General features: G+C 66.3%; 29 protein-coding genes. 7 read left to right on the forward strand and 22 right to left on the reverse strand.

From position 1 onward, the window contains the following. Window positions 1-280: 280 nt before the first annotated feature. Window positions 281-1,471 carry an NnrS family protein gene (locus ACWKV7_RS22210; protein ID WP_483859884.1) on the reverse strand — a complete coding sequence of 397 codons (1,191 nt, stop codon included), beginning with the start codon at window positions 1,469-1,471 and terminating at the stop codon, window positions 281-283. A gap of 217 nt (window positions 1,472-1,688) precedes the next feature. Here ACWKV7_RS22210 and ACWKV7_RS22215 point away from each other — a divergent pair, with 217 nt between their 5' ends. Genes ACWKV7_RS22215 through ACWKV7_RS22230 form a run of 4 tightly spaced genes read left to right on the forward strand, consistent with a single transcriptional unit; the run spans window position 1,689 to window position 4,757 of the window. Beyond that, window positions 1,689-2,222, forward strand: coding sequence for an iron transporter (locus ACWKV7_RS22215; protein ID WP_483859885.1), 534 nt, complete (start codon window positions 1,689-1,691; stop codon window positions 2,220-2,222). Window position 2,223: 1 nt separating this feature from the next. Beyond that, a complete protein-coding gene (locus ACWKV7_RS22220) occupies window positions 2,224-2,544 on the forward strand; it encodes a cupredoxin domain-containing protein (RefSeq protein ID WP_483859886.1) in 321 nt (106 codons plus the stop codon). Window positions 2,545-2,553: 9 nt separating this feature from the next. Continuing rightward, window positions 2,554-3,405, forward strand: a complete 852-nt coding sequence (locus ACWKV7_RS22225) for an FTR1 family iron permease (RefSeq protein WP_483859887.1) — start codon at window positions 2,554-2,556, stop codon at window positions 3,403-3,405. Further along, a complete protein-coding gene (locus ACWKV7_RS22230; protein ID WP_483859888.1) occupies window positions 3,402-4,757 on the forward strand; it encodes a 4Fe-4S binding protein in 1,356 nt (451 codons plus the stop codon). Before ACWKV7_RS22225 ends, ACWKV7_RS22230 begins: the two co-directional genes overlap by 4 nt. A 216-nt stretch (window positions 4,758-4,973) precedes the next feature. Here ACWKV7_RS22230 and ACWKV7_RS22235 read toward each other — a convergent pair whose 3' ends face one another. The 4 genes from ACWKV7_RS22235 to ACWKV7_RS22250 all read right to left on the reverse strand — a co-directional run bounded on the left by ACWKV7_RS22235 (window position 4,974) and on the right by ACWKV7_RS22250 (window position 9,076). Then, window positions 4,974-5,672, reverse strand: a complete 699-nt coding sequence (locus tag ACWKV7_RS22235) for an anaerobic ribonucleoside-triphosphate reductase activating protein (protein WP_483859889.1) — start codon at window positions 5,670-5,672, stop codon at window positions 4,974-4,976. Further along, complete coding sequence (gene nrdD / locus ACWKV7_RS22240; RefSeq protein ID WP_483859890.1) at window positions 5,669-5,827, reverse strand: anaerobic ribonucleoside-triphosphate reductase; 159 nt, start codon at window positions 5,825-5,827, stop codon at window positions 5,669-5,671. Before nrdD ends, ACWKV7_RS22235 begins: the two co-directional genes overlap by 4 nt. Window positions 5,828-6,207: 380 nt before the next feature. Next, entirely contained in the window at window positions 6,208-8,280 is a 2,073-nt protein-coding gene (locus tag ACWKV7_RS22245; protein ID WP_483859891.1) for a ribonucleoside triphosphate reductase, read from the reverse strand. A gap of 163 nt (window positions 8,281-8,443) precedes the next feature. After that, entirely contained in the window at window positions 8,444-9,076 is a 633-nt protein-coding gene (locus ACWKV7_RS22250) for a YdhR family protein (protein ID WP_483859892.1), read from the reverse strand. Window positions 9,077-9,234: 158 nt separating this feature from the next. Here ACWKV7_RS22250 and ACWKV7_RS22255 point away from each other — a divergent pair, with 158 nt between their 5' ends. From ACWKV7_RS22255 to ACWKV7_RS22265, 3 genes are all read left to right on the forward strand, one after another. Beyond that, entirely contained in the window at window positions 9,235-9,798 is a 564-nt protein-coding gene (locus ACWKV7_RS22255) for a TetR/AcrR family transcriptional regulator (protein WP_483859893.1), read from the forward strand. Between the two features lie 65 nt (window positions 9,799-9,863). Further along, window positions 9,864-10,607, forward strand: a complete 744-nt coding sequence (locus ACWKV7_RS22260; RefSeq protein WP_483859894.1) for an SDR family oxidoreductase — start codon at window positions 9,864-9,866, stop codon at window positions 10,605-10,607. A 137-nt stretch (window positions 10,608-10,744) separates the two neighbouring features. Beyond that, complete coding sequence (locus ACWKV7_RS22265) at window positions 10,745-11,044, forward strand: TFIIB-type zinc ribbon-containing protein (protein ID WP_483859895.1); 300 nt, start codon at window positions 10,745-10,747, stop codon at window positions 11,042-11,044. A 3-nt stretch (window positions 11,045-11,047) separates the two neighbouring features. Here ACWKV7_RS22265 and ACWKV7_RS22270 read toward each other — a convergent pair whose 3' ends face one another. The 17 genes from ACWKV7_RS22270 to narH all read right to left on the reverse strand — a co-directional run bounded on the left by ACWKV7_RS22270 (window position 11,048) and on the right by narH (window position 24,084). Beyond that, window positions 11,048-11,224, reverse strand: coding sequence for a hypothetical protein (locus tag ACWKV7_RS22270; RefSeq protein WP_483859896.1), 177 nt, complete (start codon window positions 11,222-11,224; stop codon window positions 11,048-11,050). 121 nt (window positions 11,225-11,345) lie between these two features. Then, window positions 11,346-11,840, reverse strand: a complete 495-nt coding sequence (locus ACWKV7_RS22275; protein WP_483859897.1) for an RDD family protein — start codon at window positions 11,838-11,840, stop codon at window positions 11,346-11,348. Between the two features lie 209 nt (window positions 11,841-12,049). Then, window positions 12,050-12,577 (reverse strand): cytochrome b/b6 domain-containing protein, encoded by a 528-nt coding sequence (locus ACWKV7_RS22280; RefSeq protein ID WP_483859898.1) that lies wholly within the window; start codon window positions 12,575-12,577, stop codon window positions 12,050-12,052. Between the two features lies 1 nt (window position 12,578). Next, window positions 12,579-12,842, reverse strand: a complete 264-nt coding sequence (locus tag ACWKV7_RS22285; RefSeq protein ID WP_483859899.1) for a PepSY domain-containing protein — start codon at window positions 12,840-12,842, stop codon at window positions 12,579-12,581. A 102-nt stretch (window positions 12,843-12,944) separates the two neighbouring features. After that, window positions 12,945-14,306, reverse strand: a complete 1,362-nt coding sequence (locus ACWKV7_RS22290; protein WP_483859900.1) for an ATP-binding protein — start codon at window positions 14,304-14,306, stop codon at window positions 12,945-12,947. Then, entirely contained in the window at window positions 14,303-14,974 is a 672-nt protein-coding gene (locus ACWKV7_RS22295; protein WP_483859901.1) for a response regulator transcription factor, read from the reverse strand. Before ACWKV7_RS22295 ends, ACWKV7_RS22290 begins: the two co-directional genes overlap by 4 nt. Beyond that, window positions 14,974-15,282, reverse strand: a complete 309-nt coding sequence (locus tag ACWKV7_RS22300) for a PepSY domain-containing protein (protein ID WP_483859902.1) — start codon at window positions 15,280-15,282, stop codon at window positions 14,974-14,976. The genes ACWKV7_RS22295 and ACWKV7_RS22300 overlap by 1 nt, the downstream gene beginning before the upstream one ends. Beyond that, window positions 15,282-15,584 (reverse strand): PepSY domain-containing protein, encoded by a 303-nt coding sequence (locus ACWKV7_RS22305; RefSeq protein ID WP_483859903.1) that lies wholly within the window; start codon window positions 15,582-15,584, stop codon window positions 15,282-15,284. Before ACWKV7_RS22305 ends, ACWKV7_RS22300 begins: the two co-directional genes overlap by 1 nt. Before the next feature lie 65 nt (window positions 15,585-15,649). Further along, window positions 15,650-16,192, reverse strand: coding sequence for a cysteine hydrolase family protein (locus ACWKV7_RS22310; RefSeq protein ID WP_483859904.1), 543 nt, complete (start codon window positions 16,190-16,192; stop codon window positions 15,650-15,652). Window positions 16,193-16,641: 449 nt separating this feature from the next. Continuing rightward, window positions 16,642-17,154 carry a hypothetical protein gene (locus ACWKV7_RS22315; protein ID WP_483859905.1) on the reverse strand — a complete coding sequence of 171 codons (513 nt, stop codon included), beginning with the start codon at window positions 17,152-17,154 and terminating at the stop codon, window positions 16,642-16,644. 46 nt (window positions 17,155-17,200) lie between these two features. Continuing rightward, window positions 17,201-17,779, reverse strand: coding sequence for a hypothetical protein (locus tag ACWKV7_RS22320; RefSeq protein WP_483859906.1), 579 nt, complete (start codon window positions 17,777-17,779; stop codon window positions 17,201-17,203). Between the two features lie 35 nt (window positions 17,780-17,814). Next, window positions 17,815-18,213 carry a hypothetical protein gene (locus tag ACWKV7_RS22325; RefSeq protein WP_483859907.1) on the reverse strand — a complete coding sequence of 133 codons (399 nt, stop codon included), beginning with the start codon at window positions 18,211-18,213 and terminating at the stop codon, window positions 17,815-17,817. Between the two features lie 303 nt (window positions 18,214-18,516). Further along, a complete protein-coding gene (gene moaA / locus ACWKV7_RS22330) occupies window positions 18,517-19,509 on the reverse strand; it encodes a GTP 3',8-cyclase MoaA (protein ID WP_483859918.1) in 993 nt (330 codons plus the stop codon). A 73-nt stretch (window positions 19,510-19,582) separates the two neighbouring features. Continuing rightward, entirely contained in the window at window positions 19,583-20,536 is a 954-nt protein-coding gene (locus tag ACWKV7_RS22335) for a peptidylprolyl isomerase (protein ID WP_483859908.1), read from the reverse strand. Between the two features lie 563 nt (window positions 20,537-21,099). Next, window positions 21,100-21,795 carry a respiratory nitrate reductase subunit gamma gene (gene narI / locus ACWKV7_RS22340; RefSeq protein ID WP_483859909.1) on the reverse strand — a complete coding sequence of 232 codons (696 nt, stop codon included), beginning with the start codon at window positions 21,793-21,795 and terminating at the stop codon, window positions 21,100-21,102. Beyond that, window positions 21,788-22,543, reverse strand: a complete 756-nt coding sequence (narJ, locus tag ACWKV7_RS22345; protein ID WP_483859910.1) for a nitrate reductase molybdenum cofactor assembly chaperone — start codon at window positions 22,541-22,543, stop codon at window positions 21,788-21,790. The genes narI and narJ overlap by 8 nt, the downstream gene beginning before the upstream one ends. 2 nt (window positions 22,544-22,545) lie before the next feature. Continuing rightward, window positions 22,546-24,084, reverse strand: coding sequence for a nitrate reductase subunit beta (narH, locus tag ACWKV7_RS22350; protein ID WP_483859911.1), 1,539 nt, complete (start codon window positions 24,082-24,084; stop codon window positions 22,546-22,548).

Genomic DNA, 24,084 nt, shown 5'->3' on the forward strand with positions numbered 1-24,084 from the left:
GAAGTCTCCAGAGAAGGAAGGTGCCACCAGCCTATGCCTGTGCGAGCGCCGCCATAAGCTTGTTGCGTGGCCTGAATCGCGCCCATTCACAAATCGCCGATTCGCCGGAAGATTGATCTCGGTCATTTCCGGAACAGGGAAAATCGGGGTCAGCGCCCTTGTTGGGTTTCGCTTCGCTCAACGCCAACCTACGTCCGAGGCTTGGCCATACCGGTAGGTTGGCATTGAGGAGCGCAGCGACGAAACCCAACGCTGATACGAGGGCGCCGAAGCTTCACAGCTACCCCGGATGACCATCCACCCGCGCGCTCCACAGCATGGGCGCGTAGCGCCAGAGGTAGAGGGCGAAGGCCAGCGCCCAGCAGGCCCCCGCCAGCCACAGCGCCGGCAGCGGCCAGTAGCTCACCAGCCAGACCCGCACCAGCGCGCCGAGGTTGAGCAGGGCGAAGGCCGCCGCCACGCCGCCGGGCAATTGCAGCGGCCGACCGGTGTGGCCGAGGGTGACGCGGGCGAGCATGGCCAGGATCAGCCCGCTCATCGCGCCCAGGGTCAGGGCGTGCACCGGCTGGCTGAAGCTGGCGAGCAGGCCCAGGTGCCACAACGCCAGGCCGGCGGTGGCGACGATCAGCCAGGCGTAGGCCAGGTGCAGCGACCACACCAGCGGCACGCGCCAGATGCCGGGGTCGTACCAGCGGGCCAGACGCACCAGGTGGCCGAGGGTCAGCGCGGCGAACAATACCGCCATGCCCGGCTCGGCTTGCAGCGCCGGGCCTGCCGCATGCAGCAGCGCCACCAGCAGGGTGCCGAGCAGCAGGGCGATATCCAGCCAGACCCACGGCAGCACCGCCTCCACCCTGCCCAGGCCGCGCTGGGTGAAGAAGGGAATCACTCGCCCGCCGATCAGCCCCATCAGCGCCGCGATCAGCCACAGGCCGGCCAGTACGCCCTGGCGCTGCCAGCCGTCTTCGTCATGCACCAGTCCGGCCAGCACCAACGCGTCGGCCAGGGCCAGCAGGCCCAGCACCGCGACGATGGGGTAGTTGCGCGTCTGCCGCACCGCCCAGAGCATGCGCGCCATCGCCACCATCAGCAGCAGCGGGAAGCTCAGTTCCAGCGGCACCAGCAGCACGTCCGGCGCATCCGCCAGCCAGGCCAGCCGCGCCGTCAGCCACAGCCCGGCGAGCAGCGCCAGCGGTTTGCCGGATAGCCCCGGCCGGCCGGTCCAGGTCTGCACTGCGGTCAACAGGAAGCCGGCGACGATGGCCAGGCCGAAGCCGAACAACAGCTCGTGGCGATGCCAGGCCAGCCAGCCACCGGCCGGTTGCCAGGCCCCCAACCAGCCGCTCAACGCCAGCAGCCACAGCGGCACGGCCAGCAGTGCCAACGCAGCGCCGGCGAGAAAGAACGGGCGAAAGCCAAGGCGCAGCAGCGGCGCAATGGCCAGGGCCCGGCGGCGATCGAGAATCAGCATGGCCTATCTCCTGAGCGACGACATGAGGGATCAGGCTTGCACTGTAACGGGGCACGTCCCCGCCCACCTTGATCGAGGTCAGTCTCGCACCTCTCGACGGTTGCGCGGCTGCGCCCGTTTGCCACAGGGCAATCCTCATAAAAATTGACGCGAATCATTATCGCTTCGCTTGGCGCCTCGTAGGCTGCCCCCGTCCCTTTGCCATTGGAGATCGTTCATGCGCCCCCTCACTACCCTTCCCCTTGCCCTGCTGTGCATTGCCCCGCTGGCCCAGGCCAAGGAATACCCCATCGGCGAGCCGCAGCTTTGCGGCGGCATGGAAGTCGGAGCGGTCTACCTGCAGCCCATCGAAATGGAGCCGGCCGGCATGATGCGCGCGGCTGCCGAATCCGATGTGCATCTGGAGGCGGACGTGCGGGCCACCGAGGACAACCGCAACGGCTTCCAGGAAGGCAGCTTCGTGCCGGGGCTGACGGTGCGCTATGCGCTGACCAGGCAGGGCAGCGACCAGCAGCTGAATGGCGACTTCCACGCCATGGTGGCCAACGACGGGCCGCACTACGGCGACAACGTCAAACTGCTCGGCCCGGGCAAATACCGCCTGACCTTCACCGTGCTGCCGCCGGGCGGCGGCCATGGCGGCTTCGGCCGGCACGTGGACAAGGAAACCGGCGTCGCCCCCTGGTTCGAGGCCTGCGAGCTGCACTATGAGTTCACCTTCGCCGGCATCGGCAAGAAAGGCGGCTACTGAGATGCGCGCCGCCCTGCTGTGGCTCGCACTGGGTCTGACGGGGCTCGCCGAGGCCGGTTTGCCGACCTATGAGCTGGGCATCCGCGACGGGCATTTCAGCCCGCAGGTGATCGAGGTGCCGGCCGGGCAGCGCTTCAAGATCGTGGTGCGCAACGAGGGCAACGGCCCCATCGAGTTCGAGAGCATCCCCCTGCGGGTGGAGAAGGTGCTTTCGCCGGGGGCCACGTCCTTCGTGGTCATCCATCCCCTGAAACCCGGACGCTACCCCTTCTTCGACGAGTTCCACCCGGAGCTGCCGGAGGGGGCGATCGTCGCCCGGTAGGAGCCCATCATGGGACAGTCGTTGTTCATCGTCTGGCGCGAAAGCGTCGAAGCCCTGCTGGTGATCGGCATCCTCTACGCCTGGTTGCGCCAGCAGCCGGACGCCCGCCGCGGCCTGGCCATGCTGTGGAGCGGCGTGGCCGGCGGAATGCTGCTGTCGCTGGTACTGGCGCTGCTGATCCTCGGCGCTGGCGACTGGCTCGCGGGAAGCGCTGGCGAGTGGTTCCAGGCCGCCTTGGTGCTGATCGCCAGCGGCCTGATCCTGCACATGGTCGGCTGGATGCATCGCCACGGCCGTCACCTGCGCGCCAGCCTGGAGCAAGGTGCGCGGGCCCACGGCACCGGCCTCGGCCTGGCCCTGCTGGCGTTGATCGCGGTGGGCCGGGAAGGCAGCGAGACGGTGGTGTTCCTCTATGGCATCGGGGCACAACAGCAGGGGCTGGAGCTGGGGCGCTTCATCATCGGCGGGGTGCTCGGATTCCTGCTCGCCCTGGCCACCTTCGCCGCCTTGCAGGCGAGCCAGCGGCTTCTGTCCTGGCGGCGCTTCTTCCAGATCAGCGAGGCGCTGCTGCTATTGCTCGGCGGAGCGCTGCTGATGGCCGGGCTGGATCGGGTCAGTGGACAACTGATGGGCATGGAACTGCCAGAGGCCATCTACGCCTGGCTCGGCGATCCATTGTGGGACAGTTCAGTCTGGCTCGACGACAGCGCCGGCCTCGGCGGCGTGCTCGCCGACTTCGCCGGCTACCGCGCCATGCCCTCGCTGGCGGCAGTGCTGCTGCTCGGCGGTTACTGGCTGCTGGCCTGGGCCTGGCTCTGGCGCACCCCGGCGCCCGCGCCGTTGCGGGTCGAGGCCGCATGAACAGCGCCCTGGCGCGCCTGGGCGATGCCATGCGCCGGCACGCCGGGGCGATCCGCACCATCCAGTGGGGCGTGGTGTTGTTCTACTTGGCGCTGCTGGTGATCCCCGCCCTGCTGCCGCTGCCAGCCCCGCAGGCGCGGATGCTGGACGATCTGACGCTGTTCGCGCAGTTCATCTTCTGGGGCGTCTGGTGGCCGTTCGTGCTGGTCTCCATCGTGCTGTTCGGGCGTCTCTGGTGCGGCGTGCTCTGCCCGGAAGGCTCGCTCAGCGAATGGGCCAGCCGGCACGGCCTCGGTCGCGGTACACCGCGCTGGCTGCGCTGGGGCGGCTGGCCGACGGTGGGCTTCCTCCTCACCACCCTCTACGGCCAGTTGATCAGCGTCTACGACTATGCCCAGGCGGCGCTGCTGATCCTCGGCGGTTCCACCATCGCCGCCATGCTGGTGGGCTTTCTCTACGGGCGCGGCAAGCGTGTCTGGTGCCGCTACCTGTGTCCGGTGAGCGGCGTGTTCGCCCTGCTCGCCCGCCTGGCACCGGTGCATTTCCGTGTCGACGAGCAGCGCTGGCGCGACAACGCCCCGCCGCACCTGCCGACACCCAACTGCGCGCCGCTGATCGACATCCGCCGCATGCAGGGCGCCAGCGCCTGCCACGCCTGCGGCCGTTGCAGCGGCCAGCGCGGCGCGGTGGCCCTGCAACTGCGCTCGCCGAACGTGGAGATCATCCATGTCGAGCGCCACGGCGGCAGCGATTGGGATGTGCGCCTGCTCCTGTTCGGCGTCATCGGCCTGGCCATGGGCGCCTTCCAGTGGACGGTCAGCCCCTGGTTCATTGCCCTCAAGCAGGCGGCGGCCGAGTGGCTGGTGGAGCGGAACATCTTCTGGCCGCTGGAGGCCGACGCGCCCTGGTGGCTACTGACCCATTACCCGCAGGTCAACGACGCCTTCACCTGGCTGGATGGCGGCCTGATCGTGGCCTACCTGTTCGCCTCCGCCCTGCTGCTGGGTGGCTCGCTGTGGCTGTTGACCGCCCTGGGCGCGCGCCTCGGCGCGGTGGCGCAGCGGCAGCTCGCGCTGTGCCTGATTCCCCTCGGTGCGGCCGGGCTGTTTCTCGGCCTCTCCGCCACCACCGTCAAGCTGCTGCGCTACGAAGGGTGGTCGCTGGCATGGGTGGACGCCGGGCGCGCCCTGCTGCTGGGCGGGGCCATCGCCTGGAGCCTATGGCTGGGCTGGCGGGTGCTACGGCCGGGTCGCGCCGACATCGCTCGTCAGGTTGCGGCGCAGACCTGCCTGGGGCTGGGATGTCTGCTGGTGGGCTACGGCTGGTGGTTGCAGTTCTGGGGCTGGAATTGATCCCGCATCCCTGAAAGGCCCAGCGGGGATGGATATCAAGCGGGCTCCCGCCCGACCGAGGCATGGCCCCGGATTGCGCTGGCGCCTGTCCGGGCTACGGAGTCGATCCTCGTAGGGTGGGTATCGCTGCGCTCAACCCAACCTACGCCTTACGTTGCGCAGCGCGGTGAAAATACCCAGCCGCAGCTACGCGCAGAGACCAACCTCGCCACGGCGCTATCGCCCACGCAATACGAACGCTGGAAACAATCCTTCCAACCGCCGCCACAGCTCGCGCTCGGCCAGCGGCGGCGGGGCCCAGGGCAGCTCCGGATCGAGCATCTGGGCGGTGCGCACCCACTGCACGGCAAAGCGCTGCACGCCGAACCGGCGCAACCGCTCGGCCAGGCGCAACAGGCGCTCGGCATCGAACAGGTGCCAGTGCACCGTGGTGCGGCATTCGTACTCCACGCCGCTGGCCAGCAGATGTTCCAGGCTGCGCCAGTTGGCCTTGCCGCTGTTGGATACGCCGGTGATCAGCGCGCTGTCCTCGGCCAGGGCCTTGACGTCGAAGCCCACCCAATCGGCCTGGCCGACCACGCGGGCAAACGTCTTCGGGCGAATGCCGGCACTGTGCAGGCCGATCTTGAAGCCCATCTCCCGAACCTGCTCGATGGCGCTCGGCAGCGCCTGCTGCAAGGTCGGCTCGCCGCCGCTGAACACCACCGCCTCCAGCAAGCCGCGACGGCGCTGGAGAAATTCCAGCACCTGCGCCCAGGGCCGCTCGTGGACGGCCCTGGGTGGGATCAGTTCGGGGTTGTGGCAATAGCGACAGCGCCAGGCGCAACCCTGGCAGAACAGCACGCAGGCCAGCTTGCCCGGATAATCGAGAGTGGTCAGGGGGACCAGCCCCCCGACCCTGAGGCTGTAGCTCACCGAGCGGCAGCCGCTTCGGTGAAATGCCGGCGTTCGCGGTGCTCGGACTGCTTGCCGGCGTTGAAGGCGGCGACCGGGCGGTGATAGCCCATCACGCGGGTCCAGACTTCGCAGCGCTGGCGTTGGGCTTCGGGTAGTTGGGTGGATTGGTTCATGGGTATTGCTCCTTGTTGTGGATGATGAAATCGGTTGTCGCCGGCAGGCGATGTAGGGGCGAATTCATTCGCCCGCGGGCCGTATCAGGCGAATAAATTCGCCCCCACAAAAAAGCGCCTTCGCTTGGCCCGTCGTGCCTTTCTCCTTGCAACGCCGGCATCAGCTGCCTCGCCTGCTCACGCAAACTCCGTAGGGGCGAATTTCGCCAGCGGTGGCCGGGGCAGGCGAATAAATTCGCCCCTACAAAAAACGCCTTCGCTTGGCCCGTCGTGTCTTGCTCCTTGCGATGTCGGCATCACTGCCTCGTCTGCTCACGCAATGCTCCGTAGGGGCGAATTCATTCGCCAGCGGTGGCCGGGGCAGGCGAATAAATTCGCCCCTACATCGATCCCGGCAGCGTCGGGCGAGCGGATGCGTCCCCAAACTGTTCACGCGCCGCAGGTCCCCCCGCGCACGCCGCCTGGCGTTGCAACAACGCCTCGTCGCACTTCGGGCAGAACTCGTGCTCGCCGGCCAGGTAGCCGTGCACCGGGCAGATGGAAAAGGTCGGGGTGATCGTCAGGTACGGCAGGCGGAAGCGGCCGAGCGCAGTGCGCACCAGGTTCTTGCAGGCCTGGGCCGAGGAAATGCGCTCGGCCATGTACAGGTGCAACACGGTGCCGCCGGTGTACTTGCATTGCAGGTCGTCCTGCAGCTCCAGGGCCTCGAAGGGGTCGTCGGTGTAGCCCACCGGCAACTGCGAGGAGTTGGTGTAGTACGGCGCCCCCGGCGTACCGGCCTGGAGGATGTCGGGGAAACGTTTGCGATCTTCCCTGGCGAAGCGATAAGTGGTGCCCTCCGCCGGGGTCGCCTCCAGGTTGTAGAGATGGCCGGTCTCCTCCTGGAAGCGCACCAGGGTCGCCCGCACGTGGTCGAGCAGCTCCAGGGCAAAGGTGCGGCCCGTCTCCGTATGCAGCCCCTCGCGGTCGTCGGTGAGGTTGCGCAGCATCTCGTGCAGGCCGTTCACGCCGATGGTGGAGAAGTGATTGCGCAGGGTGCCGAGGTAGCGCTTGGTGTAGGGGTAGAGGCCGGCGTCCATGTGCTGCTGGATCACCTTGCGCTTCACCTCCAGGCTCTGCCGGGCCAGCTCCAGCAATTCGTCGAGGCGCCGGTAGAGCCCCGCCACATCGCCGCGGTACAGATGGCCCAGGCGCGCACAGTTGATCGTCACCACGCCGAGCGAGCCGGTCTGTTCCGCCGAACCGAACAGCCCACCGCCGCGCTTGAGCAGTTCGCGCACGTCCAGTTGCAGGCGACAGCACATGGAACGCACCTGGTTGGGCTGCATGTCCGAGTTGAGGAAGTTCTGGAAGTACGGCAGGCCGTAGCGTGCGGTCATGTCGAACAGGCGCTCGGCGTTCTCGCTGTCCCAGGGAAAGTCGTGGGTGATGTTGTAGGTGGGAATCGGGAAGGTGAACACCCGGCCGAGGGAGTCGCCGGCCATCATCACCTCGATGTAGGCGCGGTTGATCAGTTCCATCTCCGCCTGCAGCTCGCCGTAGGCGAAGGGCATTTCCTCGCCACCGATCACCGGGATCTGCTCGCGCAGATCCGCCGGGCAGACCCAGTCGAAGGTCAGGTTGGTGAAGGGCGTCTGGGTGCCCCAGCGCGACGGCACGTTGAGGTTGTAGATGAACTCCTGGATGGCCTGGCGCACCTCGTCGTAGCCCAGGCCGTCCTTGCGTACGTAGGGCGCCAGGTAGGTGTCGAAGGAGCTGAACGCCTGGGCGCCGGCCCATTCGTTCTGCAGGGTGCCGAGGAAGTTGACCATCTGTCCCAGGGCACTGGACAGATGCTTCGGCGGCCCCGCCTCGACCCGGCCGGGAATGCCGTTGAAGCCCTCGTGCAGCAGGCTGCGCAGCGACCAGCCGGCACAATAGCCGGCAAGCATGTCGAGGTCATGGACATGCAGGTCCGCCTCGCGGTGGGCGCGACCGATCTCCGGGCTGTACACCTCGTCCAGCCAGTAGTTGGCGGTGACCTTGCCGGACACGTTGAGGATCAGCCCGCCGAGGGAATAGCCCTGGTTGGCGTTGGCCCGCACCCGCCAGTCCTCGCGCGACAGGTACTCGTTCATCGACGCGGCCACGTCCACCAGCGCCTTGCGGTCGCGGCGCAGCCGGCCATGGCGTTCGCGGTAGACGATGTAGGCGCGCGCGGTCGGGTAGTAGCCGGCTTCCATCAGTACCCGCTCGACGCGGTCCTGCACCTGTTCCACGTCCAGCGCCCGGTGCTCCAACAGACGCGCCAGCACCGCATCGGCGAGCGCCTGGGCATAGGGGGCGCCGAACTCGCCGGTGGCCTGCCCGGCAGCGGCGATGGCCCGCTCGATCTTGCCGAGGTCGAACGGTACGAGGCTGCCGTCGCGCTTGCGCAGCGAGGTTGGACGGTAATGCAGGGGCAGGATGGACATAAGGTCTCCATACACAATAGGTGGATAAGAACAACGACGCTTACCACAAGATGTTGTGCACGGTACCCGGCAAGGGCGGTCTGGAAATTGATTGCGGTCAAGGGCGACGAACGTCGCCCGATAGGGCGGATCGGCGACCGCGCCGCCGCCCTGCGGTAAATTCCTAAGCGAAGAAAGGTGAACGCAGCTGCCTGCTGGCTTCCTCCACCACCCGCCCATCGAAAATCCGCGTGGTGAATGCGGCGTTCAGATTGGCCGCCTCCGTGGGAAAGTAATCGACGGCAAACGCCGTTGCATTTTCCACCGTGTCGAAGGCGTAGAACCCACCCGGCGTATGGGTATGCACGCCACTCAGCCAGGTCTTGGCGAGAAGGCCGGGCTGCTGCTTAAGGGTCGGATTCATCTCCCGCCAGGGCACCTGATTGAAGGGCAGGCTGAGCTGCACCTCGGTGTAGACGAAGGCGCCGGGCTGCATATCAAGCTTGCCGCCAAAGTGCGCGGAATTCATGTCCCTGCTCGCCTCTACCACGACCTCGGCATTGAAGATGCGGCTGGTCTGGGCAACATTGAAGCCGCGTACCTCGTTGGGAAAATACGCCGTAACGAAGCGCTGTGCGTTGGCGAGGCTGTCGAACGCATAGAGGCCGCCCAGCGAGTGGTTCGCGACGCCGGACAGCCAGGTCTTGTTGATCAGACCGGGCTGTTGCAGCAGAACAGGGTTCAATGTCCGCCAGGGCGCCTCAGCGAAGGGCACGGAATTCTGCAGCTCGGTGTAGACGAACGCTTTGATTTGCATGGCTATTTCCTTCCAGCTGGATACAGGGATTAGGTGCTGGCGCCTGAACATCGGCGCAGCGCACGACCGCACAAATAACGATCGTTATTTAAAATCGCATAGCGATCGTTATTCAATCAAGTAGAATTTGCCCAAACGAACCCCTGCGAGCAGAAGCTATGTCCCGCTCCGAACAGAAACAGCAAACCCGCCAACGCATCCTCGATGCCGCCGGCCGCGGCTTTCGTCGCGGCGGCTTCGGCGGTGCCGGCGTGGATGGCCTGGCCAAGGAGGCCGGGGTCACCTCCGGCGCCTTCTATACCCACTTCGGCTCCAAGGCCGCGGCCTTTCGCGAGGCCGTGGCCGAAGGCATGGCCGACCTGAAAGCCGGTGTGCGCCACTTCCAGGACGCCCACGGGGAGACCTGGTGGGCCGAGTTCGTGCGCTTTTACCTGGGCAGCAAGCGCTGCTGCGATTTGGCGGAAAGCTGCGCCTTGCAGAGCCTCGCGCCGGAGGTAGCGCGCTCGGACGCACCGGCCAGGGAAGCGTTCGAAGCCGACCTGCGGGAGGTCGCCGCGCTCATCGCCGCCGGCCCCTTCTCCGCCGGCGCACCACGGGACGAGAGCGCCGCCCTCACTGCCCTGGCGACCCTGGCCGGTGCCGTGACCCTCGCCCGCGCCGTTGGCAGCCCGCAACTGGCCGCGCAGATCGCAGCCACCACCGAGCGCCTGCTGCTGGGCTGAGGCGCTTGGCAGAGCCGCGCCCGGGCAGGCAAGCTGGCGGCGTATCGCAACCCGGGAGAATGCCTGTGAGCCGAACCCTGTTGATCACTGGCGCCAGCCGCGGCATCGGTCGCGCCACCGCCCTGCTCGCCGCCCGGCAGGGTTGGACGGTGGGGGTGAACTACCGTGACGACCGCGACGCGGCGGAGGCGGTCGTCAAGCAGATCGCCGACGCCGGCGGCCGGGCCCTGGCGCTACAGGGCGATGTCACCGAGGAAGCCGACGTGCTGCGGATCTTCGATGGCATGGCCGCGCTCGGTCCACTGGATGGCCTGGTGATCAACGCCGGTGTGGTGGCACCGCCGCTGCCGCTGATGGACATGTCGCTGGAGCGCATGCGCCGGGTGTTCGACGTCAACGTGCTCGGCGCCTACCTCTGCGCCCGCGAAGGCGCCCGGCGCATGGCCCGCAGTCGCGGCGGCCAGGGCGGCGCGATGGTCCTGGTCTCCTCGATTGCGGCGACCCTCGGCTCGCCGTTCGAATATGTCGACTACGCTGGCGCCAAGGGTGCGGTGGACACCCTGACCCGTGGCCTGGCCAGGGAGCTGGGCGGCGACGGCGTGCGGGTCAACGCCGTGCGCCCCGGCCTGATCGATACCGAGATCCACGCCAGCGGCGGCCAACCGGACCGCGCCGAGCGCCTGGGCAAGGCCACCCCGCTGGGCAGGCCGGGCCGCGCCGAGGAAGTCGCCGAGGCCATCTGCTGGCTGCTCGACGACAAGGCTTCCTACGTCACCGGCGCATGGGTGGACGTCGCCGGCGGACGCTGAGGCTGCAAGCGCTTACAACTTGCAAAGATCTGCGTTGGACGGTGCCCAGGCGGGTCGGTAGCGTGGCCGACTCAGGTCCTGCCGGCACGGCGCCCGCCAACCGGCAGGGGAACTCCGCGAGCGAGAGGAAAACCTCCATGCACTGCCCCGTCTGCAAGACCAGCAGCCTCGTGATGTCCGAACGACAAGGCATCGAAATCGACTATTGCCCCGACTGCCGGGGCGTTTGGCTGGATCGTGGCGAGCTGGACAAGATCATCGAGCGCTCGAGCCAGCCGACATCTGCCCCTGCGCCGCAGCAGAGCGCACCGCAACCGGCCTACCAGCCCCCGCCGCCGCAGCCTCGCCACGGGCAGCACGACGGCAGCCATCACCACGCTGGCTACTACAAGAAGAAGAAACGCGAGAGCTTCCTGTCCGACCTCTTCGACTTCTGAGGTCTACATCGGGCCGGGATCGGGAATCGGATCGGGGGGCGGCGGCATCTTGTCCAGATGGTCCCTGGCTTCCTCGGAAAGCTCGGGCTCCTGCTCCGACTCGATCTCGCTCTCGGCTTCGTCCAGATCGTTCAGCGGCGACTCGTCGGCGCGAACGGGAGAATGGCTGGCACGGTTCATCGGGTACCTCCCGGCGTTTTCAGCGGACCTCTACTTTAGGCCCGCGTGACCGCCCATGGTTCGCCCCCGCCCGTCCACCACCGCGGCTAGCCGCTCGCCCGGGCAACGGGCGAGCCTGCCGTCAGCCCTCTACGACCTTGGTCCCGGCGATGTGGTCGTGCCCACAGCGCTTCTCGCCGCCGAAGATGAACAGGATGTTGATCAGCGAAATGAACTGGCCCACGAAAGGAATCTGCCCGGGAAGAAAATACACCGCGTAGCGTTTCACCAATTGGTTGGCGCCGGGGACTTCGCCATCCAGCGACACGATCTTGATGTCGACCGCCTTCTTGCCGAGCGTCTTGCCCTGTTTCGTCAGCAACTGGAAGTTCATCAGGCAGAACGCGACGATGCCCAACAGGCCGACCGCCAGGCTGTAGCCGATCGAGGGCGATTCCCCACTCTCGATGCCGTCGAAACCGCCGGTGACGAACATGATCGGGATGGTGATCACCATGATCGACAGGGCATCGATGAACGACGCGCCGAGTCGCTTCCAGCGGGAAGCGGTGACTTGGTGTTTTTCCGCGGCCTCGACCAATGCCGCCTGCGGCGGTGCATATAGATTTTCACTCATGGCAATGCTCCTTGTGACGTCATGTTCTTCTCGTTGGCACTGTCGACCCGTCGCCACCAGCCGATGCGCTGGGCGCGCGGAAAGCCGCGAGGGGTCGGCCGCTGCATTCTAGCGGCGCCCACGCGGGCCCGGGTTGGAAGCACGACGTTTCTTGAACTGGCGCACGAGGAGGAGCCCCTGACATCACCGGAAGGTGCGCCATGGGCGGGTCAGAGCTTGCGACGGCGCCCGGTGATCATCGACAGCGGCAGGTTTTCCCGCAGGCGCAGGCTTTCCACGGTCGCCGCCAGCAGATGCAGGCACACCAGCGCCATCACGCTGTTGGCGAAGAATTCGTGTACCTCCTTCGGCCCATCCAGGCCCCAGAAGTAATCGACCTCCTCCATCAGGAACCCGGTGACGCCGAGGCCGAACATCAACAGCATCATCAGAATCATCACCAATGCCCCGAGCGGCGAGTGCCCGAGACGATGGTAGGGGCGCCTGCCGAACAGCGCTCCGAGGTGCGCCTTCAGCCGCGCCGGGGTCGGCCAGAAGTCCGCCCAGCGCGCCGCCGGCGTGCCGATGAAACCCCACACCAGGCGGATCGCCAACCAGGCCACGGCGTAGTAGCCCAGCCAGCGATGCCAGTCATCGCCTTCCTCGGTGAAGAAGTAATTGGCGATGAATACGCCGGCCAGGGACCAGTGGAACAGGCGCACCACCGGATCCCACAGGCGCAGGGTTTCCTGGCTCATATCAGTCGATCTCGGTCTTGACCGCGTTGCCGCTTACCGGATCGAAATAGATCTCGACCTTCTGCTTGTCCTTGTTCCAGCCGTAGATTTCGTAGCAGTTGCCCTTGGTGACCAGAAACTTCTTGATCTCGTAGCCCTGGGCCTTGAGGTCTTCCTGGAACTTATCCTGGTCTTGCCACTGGGCCTTGTCGGCAGTGGTGCACTCGGGGCCGGCAAAGGCCAGCGGGCTGGCGATGGCGAGCGTGAGCAGAAGCAATTTGCGCATGGGAAAATCCTATGTGTGGGGTTGTGAGGGAGCAGGCTACAAGCGTTCGCTTAAAGGGATCTTAAGAGCGGCGGCACGCTGCAATACCTGGCGGCCCGAAGCTTAGCCCGGCCGATGCGATGCGCCAACGACATTCACCGTCCCGCTGCTCCAGGCGCCCGGCAGCGACACGCTCACCTGCAACCCGCCCAGCGGGCTGTCATCGAGCGCCATCTCGCCGCGCCAGGCCTCGACGATATCGCGCACGATGCCCAGGCCGAGACCATGGCCGGGAGTCTGCTCGTCGAGCCGTGAGCCGCGCCCGAGCACGGTTTCGCGGGCCTCCACTGCGATGCCGGGACCATCGTCGTCGATCAGCAGCTGGAAGCCGGCGGGCACCCGGACGATCTCCAGGCGCACCTGGCTGTGGGCCCATTTGCAGGCGTTGTCCAGCAGGTTGCCAAGCAGCTCCAGCATGTCCTCGCGGTCCCAGGGCAAGCGCAGTCCGGGTGGCGCCTGCCAGTCCATGTCGAGACTGCCGCCGTGAATGGTCGCGAGGGTCTGTAGCAGGCCCGGCAGCTCGGCCGCGCAGTCGAAATGAGCGCTGGGCAAGGCCTCGCCGGCCAGGCGCGCACGCCCCAGCTCGCGGGCCAGCAGTTGCTCGATCTGCACCAGCTGGTCCTGCAGGCGCGCGCGCAGTTCGGGGTGCGCTTGTAGCGCTTCGCGAGAACTCAGGCTGAGCAGCACCGCCAAGGGCGTTTTCAGGGCATGGCCAAGGTTGCCCAGGGCGGTGCGCGAACGCCGCAGGGTGCCCTCGGTATGGGTGAGCAGGTGGTTGATCTGCGCCACCAGCGGCTCCAACTCGGTCGGCACCTGCTTATCCAGCTCGGCGCGCTGGCCGCGCTGGAGCTGGGCGATCTGCTGCCGCGCGGATTCCAGCGGACGCAACGCACGCTGCACGATCAGCCAGTGCAGCAGCAGGATCAGCAGCAAGGCGCCGCCGCCGAGCCACAGGCTGAGCTGGCGCAGGCGGCTGAAGCTCTCCAGTACCGGGGTGTAGTCCTGGGCCACGTTGATGGAGATCGGCTGACCGAAGCGCCGGTAGTCGGAGCGATAGGTCAGCAGTTGCTGGCTCTGCGGCCCCGCGACCAGCTCGGCCTGCAGGCCGCTCTCCACCGGCGCGGGCAATTGCTTGTCCCATAGCGAGCGCGAGCGCCAGCTGCGCTCGCCCAGGTCGATGCGAAAGTAGTGGCCGGAGAAGGGCCGCTGGTAGCGCGGACTCAGGCGCGCCTCGTCGAGCTGCAGCCCGTCGGGACCGCGCACCAGGGCGATCAATATGCCTTGCGCCTCTTCCCGCAGGTTGCCCTCAAGATAGCGGCGCAGCGTCAGGTCGAACAGCCACAAGCTGCTCTGGGCGAACAGCAGGCCGACCAGCAGCAACGCGCCAACCAGGCCGAGGCCCAGGCGTTGCTGGATCGACCTCACCCGCCGGTCCCGTTGAAGCAATAGCCCTGGCCGCGACGGGTTTCGATGATGTCGCGGCCGAGCTTGTCGCGCAGGCGCTTGACGTGCGCCTCGATGACATTAGAATCACGCTCGCTCTCACCGTCGTAGAGGTGCTCAGCCAACTGCATCTTGGACAGCAACGTGCCGGCGTTAAGCATGAAGTAACGCAGCAGGCGGAATTCGGCGGCGGTCAGGTCCAGCCACTGGTCGTCGCCGCGGCAGACACGTTGGCGGCGCTCATCCAGTTGCAGCCCGGCGGCCTCCAGTTGCGCTTGGTTGGCCAACCCATGGGCACGGCGCAGCAGCGCCTGGAGGCGCAGGAGCAGTTCCTCGGGGTGAAAGGGTTTGCTCAGGTAATCGTCGGCACCCGCCTTGAGTCCCTCGATGCGTTCGGCCCAGGAACCGCGCGCAGTGAGGATCAGCACCGGCGTGGCCAATCCGCCGGCCCGCCATTCGCGCAGCACCTCCAGCCCCGGCTTGCCGGGCAGGCCGAGGTCGAGCACGATCAGGTCGTAGGGTTCGCAGGCGCCCTGGTAGGCGGCATCGCGCCCGTCGGCCAGCCAGTCCACCGCGTAGCCCTGGCGGCTGAGGCCGGCGAGCAGCTCCTCGGCCATCGGCACATGGTCTTCTACCAGCAACAGGCGCATCAGTCGTCTTCCTCATCCTTCAGCAGGCGGCCGTCCAGGGCATCCAGCTCCAGCTCGCGCACCTGGCCATCGGGCAACAGCAACTCGAACTCATAGACATAGCGGCCGTCCTCTTCCTCCAGCTCGGCCTCCAGCAGGGCGGCGCCCGGGTAGCGCTGCAGGGCGCTGTGCAGCAGATCCTCGAGGGCGAGGATGTCGCCGCGCTGGCGCAACCGCAGGGCTTCGTCCTGGTCCAGGTCGCGTGCCAGGGCACTGCTCCCCAGCACGCTCAGGCTCAACAGCAAGGCCGTGCTGCGGCGATTACGCATCAGTCGTCCTGCTGGTCCTTGAGGACCTGGCCGTTGCTGGCATCCAGCTCAAGATCCCACTGCACGCCCTGGGCGTCGCGCAGCTCGACTTGATAGACATAGCGGCCATATTCCTCCTCCAGTTCGGTCTCCTCGACGGTGGCCTGCGGATGCTTGGCCAAGGCGGCGGCGTTGAGCTTCTCGAACGACTGGATGGTACCAGCGTCGCGCAGCTTCAGCGCCTCGTCGGGGCCCAGGTCGCGGGCCTGGGCGACGGTGGCGATGGTCAGCAGGGTGGCGGTCAGGGCGATCAGTTTGTGCATGGTTTTGTCCTCGGTGGGTTTCGACGCCACCAAGGTTATGCAGGCTGGCTGAAATCAAGCTGAATTCAGAATTCGACATCGCCCGCCGCGCGCAACGTGGCGAACCCGCCCCCCAGGGTCTGATTATGGTGTTCGATGATCGCCCGGGCCGGCAGCACCGGCGTATCCATGCAGGTATGCGCGTCCGCCACCAGGACCGGTTGCAAGCCGAGCTCCGCTGCGCGGCGACAAGTACTATCGATGCAGTACTGGGTCTTCATGCCGACGACGACCAGCGTGTCGATGCTCAGCGCTTCCAGCCACTGCTCCAGCCCTGTGTCGAAAAAGCAGCTGGGGCGCGTCTTCTCGAACAGCCGATCCCGTTGCGCATCCACCCGCAACCCCGGCACCAATTGCCAGGCCGGGCTGCCGGAGGCGATCGGGGAGTTCTGCGGTCCGGTATGGCGAGCCACGAAGACCGGCACCTCGGCGGCGTGCGCCTTGTCGAGCAGGATGTTGATGTTGGCGAGGACGCGCTCCCGGTCGAAAGGCCTCTCCGGGCCATCGAACAGGCCGACCTGCATATCGACGATCAACAGGGCGGAGCGACTGGAGCTGAACGTTTGCATGGGTGTTTCTCCTTATCTGGCCAAGCTGGACGGAGAAACGAAAAGGCCCCGTCCATCGCTGGCGGGGCCTCTGAGAATTGCGCGGTTCAATTGCCGCTCACGCCCTCACGACCCGCCTGGGTGCGGTCGTAGTGGTATCGGTCGTGAGGGCGGAAATAGTCATGGGACGCATCATGGGCATGCGGCTCCGTCGCTCGCAAGTCTTTTTCGCAGGCAACAAAAAACCCGCCGGGGCGGGTTTCTTCCTGACCATTCCGACATCCTGTCGGTAGCCATCCGGGCCATGGTCGATCTTCCTTGATCCTGACGCGTCCTTTGCGTCAGAGGATGGGTATAGATTACGGGCCGAGGCGTGATGGCAAAAGAGCCAACCGCCACCGAGGCGTGTAAGCCTTTTGCCATAGGAAGGCAGGTAAATCGCCGAGCGACCAGCCGCCTTGCCTCCTCCTTCAATCACCCTGGCGCAGCAGAGCGCGGGTCGGAACCCTCAGCGTTCCGGAGTAGTAGGGCTTGTAGCCGAACGCGGTCGCTATGTACTTGCAGGGAATCTCCTGCCGCCGCGACAGCAGCGCATCCAGTTCGGCAGCGTCCAGGTCACGATGGGACCTGTCCCCGTCCAGCGTTTCGCTAAACAGCAGCGAGGCAACGAACCGATAGCGACCAGCCACGCGGGCGGGCGTATCCGCCTCCACGTGGCCGCGGGCAGACAGTCGCAACACGTGATCGATGGAAAGATCCTCGTCGTCTTCGCCCAGTGCACAACGCAACTTTCCGCCAATCGGGCTCTCGTCGGCGCTGAAGATGTTCGGCAGGTCCAGGTCGGAACTGAAATGCAGGTCGTAGAGTCCCGCCCCCGGTTGCCGGGCGATCTCAACATAGGCCAGGGTGGCCACCGGCTTGCCATGGTGCCTGTCGCACGCCGCACAGAATGCCAGCACGGCCAGGATCAGCAGTTTTTTCATCGCGAGGCTCCGTGTCTAGCGGTTCGCAACCGACCTGGCGGTCGGATCAGAGCAGTTGCCGCTGGATCGCTTCATCCAGGGTGCTGCGGGTCAGGCGCGCGACCACCTGGTCTAGGCTGGCGTTGAACGGTGCCGTGACGATGAAGACCAGATGCAGCCAGGTGGTCAGGGTTTCGCTTTTTTCGATCTGGCCCAGTTCGCGGCCTTCGGCGTCGCGCACCACGGTACGCATGACGATCTGCCGCCGATGAACGCTGGGCAGCAGGAAAAAGCTGGCGCCGGTGAGCATGGCCGCCGCCTCGCTGCCGCTCTCGTAGTTCACCAGCAGCATGTCCAGGTGCACATCGGCGGGAATGTCCCGCTCGGTCACCTGGCGAAAGCGCCCGCTGGCAAGCAGTTCGCGCTTGAAGGTACGCACATGCGAGGGGTCGTAGAAGCCGCCCGACACGGTATGGCTGCCATTGACGTAGTGCTGGTCGTCGAAACTCACCTGGGCGCGCAAGGGCGGCTGCGAAGCGGCGGCTGGCGGCCACTGCGCGGGCTCTGGGCCGCGTTGGGAAGAATAGGTCATGCAACCGGAAAGGGTCGCCAGCAGGCACAGCAACAGGGGCAACAAACGCAACATGAGCAAAGTCCTTTTTACAGTCGTCCAGCCAGGCGCTACTGCGGCAGCAGGCGCAAGCCGTCCTCGGTCCGGGCCAGGCGCTTCCCTGGCGGTATGGGCAGGTAGGCACTGGCCTCGCTCGGCTTCATGCCCAGGGTCAGGGTGAACTGGCCGGCAGGCTGACCGCCCCGGAGGTACTGGCCGCGGGCGATACCGCGATGGATGTTCTGCAGATCCAACTCGACCAGCGCATCGGTCTCATCGGTGCACTGCAACTGCATAGCGGCGCGGGTCTGACTCAGGTAATGGAAATCCCGGGCTCTGCAGGCACCTTCACCGAAGCCCGCCACTGAAATGGATACTTCGGTAATGCCTTCGCCGCGCAGGTAGTCCACGGCATTTCCGGAGTAGAGGCGTCCATCCTCCAGCAGCAGGATCACCGGGACGAACCGCATGTATTTATCGAGGGCTCTGATACGCGGGTCGACACACCCGCTCAAGGCTGACGCGAGCAACGCCAGCAGCACAATCCTTCGGCCCATTCTCATGATCATCCCTATCCTGTGCAGGCATTGAACCCATCCGCGCCCCTCTGGACACGGACGCGCAGTGTATAGGCGCCGCAGCGGACATAGCGGGCGGTGCGTTCGAAGGGAGATCGGCCGCACAAAAAAAAGCCACGCACCGCCAGCGTGACCGATGGCAGCGAGTGGCTAATGGCCCGAACGATCAGGCCAATGGGAGATGGCGGTGAGGGGTCAGCCGCCGCTGGCGTTCATGAAGCGCAGCACCTGCACCTCACCGGAGGTTGAGAATTCGTGGCGCAGCGGTTTGCGCATGAGGGCCGCCTGGATCGCGTCGAGCACCGGCGCATCGCTGGTGGGGTGGCGGCGCAGCAGGCCACGCAGGTCGATGGCGTTTTCGTGGCCGAGGCACAGCAGCAGGCGGCCTTCCACGGTGACGCGCAGGCGGTTGCAGGTGGCGCAGAAGTTGTGCGAGTGCGGCGAGATGAAGCCGATGCGCGTATCCGGGTGCTCCAGCAGCCGCACGTAGCGCGCCGGGCCGCCGCTCTGCTCGGCGGAATCCAGCAGGGCGTGGCGTTCGGCGATCAGTGCGCGCACCTCGTCGCTGGAGCAGAAACTCTCGCCGCGGTCGCGGCCGACCACGCCCAGCGGCATTTCCTCGATGAAGCTGATGTCCAGCTGACGGGCGATGGCGAAGTCCACCAGGTCGGCGACCTCGTCGGCGTTGCGGCCTTTCATCACCACGCAGTTGAGCTTGATGCGGGCGAAGCCGGCGGCGCGGGCGGCGTCGATACCGTCGATCACCTGCTGCAGCTCGCCGGTGCGGGTGATGGCGCGAAAGCGCGCCGGATCGAGGCTGTCCAGGCTGATGTTGAGGCGCTTGACCCCGGCCTCGGCGAGCGGCCGGGCCAGCTTGCCGAGCTGCGAGCCGTTGGTGGTCATGACCAGTTCGCGCAGGCCGGGCAAGGCGGCGATCTTCTCGCAGAGGCCGACGATGCCCTTGCGCACCAGCGGCTCGCCGCCGGTGAGGCGGATCTTCTTCACGCCCTGGCCGACGAAGATCGCGGCGACCCGGTACAGTTCCTCCAGGCCGAGCACCTGCTGGCGCGGCAGGAAGGTCATGTCCTCGGCCATGCAGTACACACAGCGGAAGTCGCAGCGGTCGGTCACCGACAGGCGCAGGTAGTCGATCTGCCGGCCGAAGCCGTCTTGTAAATGCGTCGCCATCATTGCTCCGAAATCGTCCACCGCTGCACCGTTGTGGTGGATGGGTGAAGCGTCATCCACCCTACATCCTGGCTCATTGCATCAAGGGCGAATCCGCGCCTTCGAGCTGTATACCCTGGATATCGGCTGCGCCTACCAGGCTCTTCAGGTATTGCGCTACGCCGACCTGCCAGACCCGCTGGTTCAGCTCGTCACGGATCTTCTCGGCCACCGCCTCGTAGGGCAATTGCCGCCCGTCGATGCGCTGGTCGATCCAGACGATGTGGAAGCCGTAGCGGGTTTCCAGCGGCTGCGGGGCCAGCCCTTCGGCCAGGCGGAACAACTGCCGCTCGAACTCCGGCACGGTCTGGCCCTTGCTCAGTTGGCCCAGAGCACCACCCTGCTGCTTCGATGGGCAGGCGGAATGGGCAATGGCCAGTTCGGCGAAGCGGCCACCGTCGGCTTGCAGTTCGGCAAGCAATGCCTGTGCCCGCTCGCGGGTCTCACTGCGGGCCACTTCGTCGTCGCCCGGACAGGCCAGCAGGATGTGCCGCGCGGCGAGCAGCGGCGCGCTGTAAAAGCGCGACTGGTTGCCGGCGTAGTACTGCCGGCAGGCGTCGTCGTCGGCCTTCGGTAGTTGCACTTCCTGCTCGATCAGCGCGCGGGTGGCCGCCTCTTCCTCGCTTTCTCCGGCTTGCGGGCGCACCCGCAGGCCGAGGGCGTGGATGCGTTGTTGCAGCAGCTCGCGAATCACCAGCGCCTGGGTGGCCAGGTAGACCGCCTCGTTGCGGCTATCCGCCGGGTGGTACTGCAGCTCCAGGGCGATCGCCTCGGGGGCGATGGCTACGCCGTTGACCTTCACCCGCGGCCATTCCTGGGCGCTGGTGGCGATCAGCTCGGGGGCTGACTCGTCTTCTTCGGCTTCGGGTTCGTCCGCCGTCGGGATCGGCTCGGGCACGATCTCGTGCACCGCCGGGTTCGTATCAATGACCGGTTGCTGGCCGCCGCAGCCGCCTTCACCGTTTCCACCACCACATCCGCATGCCATGTCGGTTTTCCTCGTTGGTTCGGGGTGGGGCTTGGTCCCCTCTCCCCGGCCCTCGGCTTTGGCATCCTGCGTCGCCCTACCTCCTGCATCCCTGCAGTCGTCTCCCGTGAGGGGAGAGGGGGTTGGTACGTGCCCGGCAGGGAAGGATTCCTTTGCCTGGGCGTTCTCAGGCGAATGAATTCGCCCCTACAGGGGAGCGCTCCCCTCCCCGTCTGGCGAGCCCCATTCCTCGGGGTTTTGCATCCCGCCTCGCCCTATCCCCTGCATCCCTGCAGTCACCTCCCGCGAGGGGGAGAGGGGGTTGTCAGTCCGTAGGTTGGGTTAGCGGCGCAATGCCCCGCTCCCGCCGGCAACTCAGTCGTCCGAGCGCCGCGTAACCCAACATTGCGGAGTCTCGGCCCCGCTGGTGTCCGGGCCTCGTTTCGCGGGCATGGCCCGTGTGCTCGTCCGGTCCTCGTCCGTTGGGCTTCGGGGTAGAGCGTCCCTCAACCCAACCTACATATCGCGTCCGTAGGTTGGGTTGAGCTTGCGAAGCCCAACAGCGGTGTTCATCCGGGTACGGCTCAGCCCTTCTGCCGCACGATCTGGTAGCGCCGGCCCAGGTACCACACCGGGGCGCTGACGATGTGCACCAGGCGGGTGAAGGGGAACAGCACGAACAGGGTCAGGCCGAGAAACACGTGCAGCTTGTAGATCAGGCTTACCGGCGCGATGGCGGCGGCGGCCTGGACCGGTTGCAAGGTGACGATGCTCTGCGCCCAGTTGCCCAGCATCACCATCACCGAGCCGTCGAGATGGCCGGTGGAAGCAATGATGGTCAGCAGGCCAAGCACCAACTGCACCAGCAGCACGACCAGGATCAGGATGTCCGAGGTGCTGGAGCTGGCGCGCACGCGCGGGTCGCCGAGGCGGCGCTTGAGCAGCATCAGCAGGCCGATCAGGCAGAGCACGCCGAAGAAGCCGCCGGAGATCATCGCCAGCAGTTGCTTGTTGGCGGTGCTGATCACCGAGTGGTAGACCGCCTGCGGCGTCAGCAGGCCGACGAAGTGGCCGGCGAGGATAAACAGCACGCCGACGTGGAACAGGTTGCTGGCGATGCGCATGTAGCGCTGCTCGGCCGCCGTCCTGTTGAAGATCTGGCTGGAGCCGGCCTTCCAGCTGTACTGGGACAGGTCGAAGCGAGCCCAGCTGCCGATCACGCAGATGGCCAGGGCAACATACGGGTAGACCCCGAACAGCAGCAGGTTGGAACTAGACATTGCGCACCTCCCGGACCGGCACGGCGCCGGCCCCTTCTTGCTTGAAATCCACCCAGTGCAGCGGCACCGGATTCTCTTCCCGAGCCTTGCCCGGCCCGCTCGGCAGCGCGCTGCAGCGGTCCTGCTGTTCGGCCTGGAGGAAGTTCACCTGCTCCTCCTCCCAGATGCGGTCGAGCGCTTCCAGGGAGTCGTCGCGCTCTTCCTTGGCCACCTGCTGACGCACCTCGGCGAGCAGCGCCTGGGGCTCCTCGCCGGCGATCTGCAGCAGCGCGCGGAAGCAGGCGGCGTAGTCGCTGTCGCGCTCCTCCAGCCGCGCGGCGAGCAGGCCGAGCAGGTGCGCTACATCCGCCAGGCCCTCGCGGGCCTCCAGGTCGTCGCGGCTGGCGAGGTACTCCAGGTACAGCGGGATGTAATCCGGCAGTTCCTTGAGGCCGATGGCGAAACCGGCCTCTTCGTACTGCGCCATCAGGTCGACCATCGCCTGGCCGCGGTCGCGGGACTCGCCGTGCACGTGCTCGAACAGCAGCAGCGACAAGGCCCGGCCGCGGTCGAACAGCTCGCAGTAGCCTTCCTGGGCGTCCATCAGGTCGCTGTCGCACAGCCGCTGCAGCAGCTCGATCAGCGCACTGCGCTGGGCCGGGCTGATCTCGCGGGCCTTGGCGATGGCCTCCTCCAGCTCGTCGGCGGCACCGAGCAACGGCTCGGTGGGATAGTCGAGCAGCAGCGAAATCACCTTGAGGATTTGCATGCTCATTCCTCCCACAACTGCACGGTTTTCAGCACGTCGCGCTTGTTGGCCTTCTTCGCGCCGAACATGTTGGTGTCGGAGCTGCCGCTGCAACCGCTGCCGAAGCTGAAGCCACAGCCGGAGCGCTCGGCGAAGGCGTCGCTGGCGGCGTCTTCGCGGTGCGCCGACGGGATCACGAAGCGATCCTCGTAGTTGGCGATGGCCAGGTAGCGGTACATGTCCTCGACCTGGTCCACGGACAGGCCGACGTCTTCCAGCACCTTGAGGTCCTGCACCCCTTCGACTTGCTCGGCGCGCTTGTAGGCGCGCATCGCCAGCAGGCGCTTCAAGGCCAGCTTGACCGGCTTCTCGTCGCCGGCGGTGAGCAGGTTGGCCAGGTAGCGCAGCGGGATACGCAGGCTGTCCACATCCGGGATCACCCCGTTCATGCCGACGGTGCCGGCTTGCGCGGCGTTCTGGATCGGCGACAGCGGCGGCACGTACCAGACCATCGGCAGCGTGCGGTATTCCGGGTGCAGCGGCAGGGCCAGCTGCCAGTCCACCGCCAGCTTGTACACCGGGGATTTCTGCGCGGCGTCGATCACCGACTGCGGCACGCCGTCCTTCAGCGCCTGGGCGATGACCTTCGGGTCGTGCGGGTCGAGGAAGATTTCCAGCTGCTTCTGGTATAGGTCCTGTTCGCTGGCGGTGCTCGCCACTTCGGCGATGCGGTCGGCGTCGTACAGCAGCACGCCGAGGTAGCGGATGCGGCCGACGCAGGTTTCCGAGCAGACGGTGGGCATGCCGGCTTCGATGCGCGGGTAGCAGAAGATGCACTTCTCGGATTTGCCGCTCTTCCAGTTGAAGTAGATCTTCTTGTACGGGCAGCCGCTGATGCACATGCGCCAGCCTCGGCACTTCTCCTGGTCGATCAGGACGATGCCGTCCTCTTCGCGCTTGTAGATCGCGCCGCTCGGGCAGGAGGCCGCGCACGCCGGGTTGAGGCAGTGCTCGCACAGGCGCGGCAGGTACATCATGAAGGTGTTTTCGTACTCGCCGTAGATGTCCGCCTGGATCTTGTCGAAGTTCTTGTCCTTGCGCCGCTTGGCGAATTCGGTACCGAGGATTTCCTCCCAGTTCGGGCCCCACTCGATCTTCTCCATGCGCTTGCCGGAGATCAGCGAGCGCGGCCGGGCCACCGGCTGGTGGTCGGCGAGCGGCGCGGTGTGCAGGTGCTGGTAGTCGAAGTCGAACGGCTCGTAGTAGTCGTCGATGCTCGGCAGGTCCGGGTTGGCGAAGATGTTCGCCAGCACGCGGAACTTGCCGCCGATGCGCGGGTTGATCGAGCCGTCGGCGTTGCGCACCCAGCCGCCCTTCCACTTCTCCTGGTTTTCCCATTCCTTCGGGTAGCCGATACCGGGTTTGGTTTCGACGTTGTTGAACCAGGCGTATTCCATGCCTTCGCGGCTGGTCCAGACGTTCTTGCAGGTCACCGAGCAGGTGTGGCAACCGATGCATTTGTCCAGGTTCAGGACCATGCCCACTTGTGAACGAATCTTCAT

Source organism: Zestomonas ipomoeae, assembly GCF_057128665.1.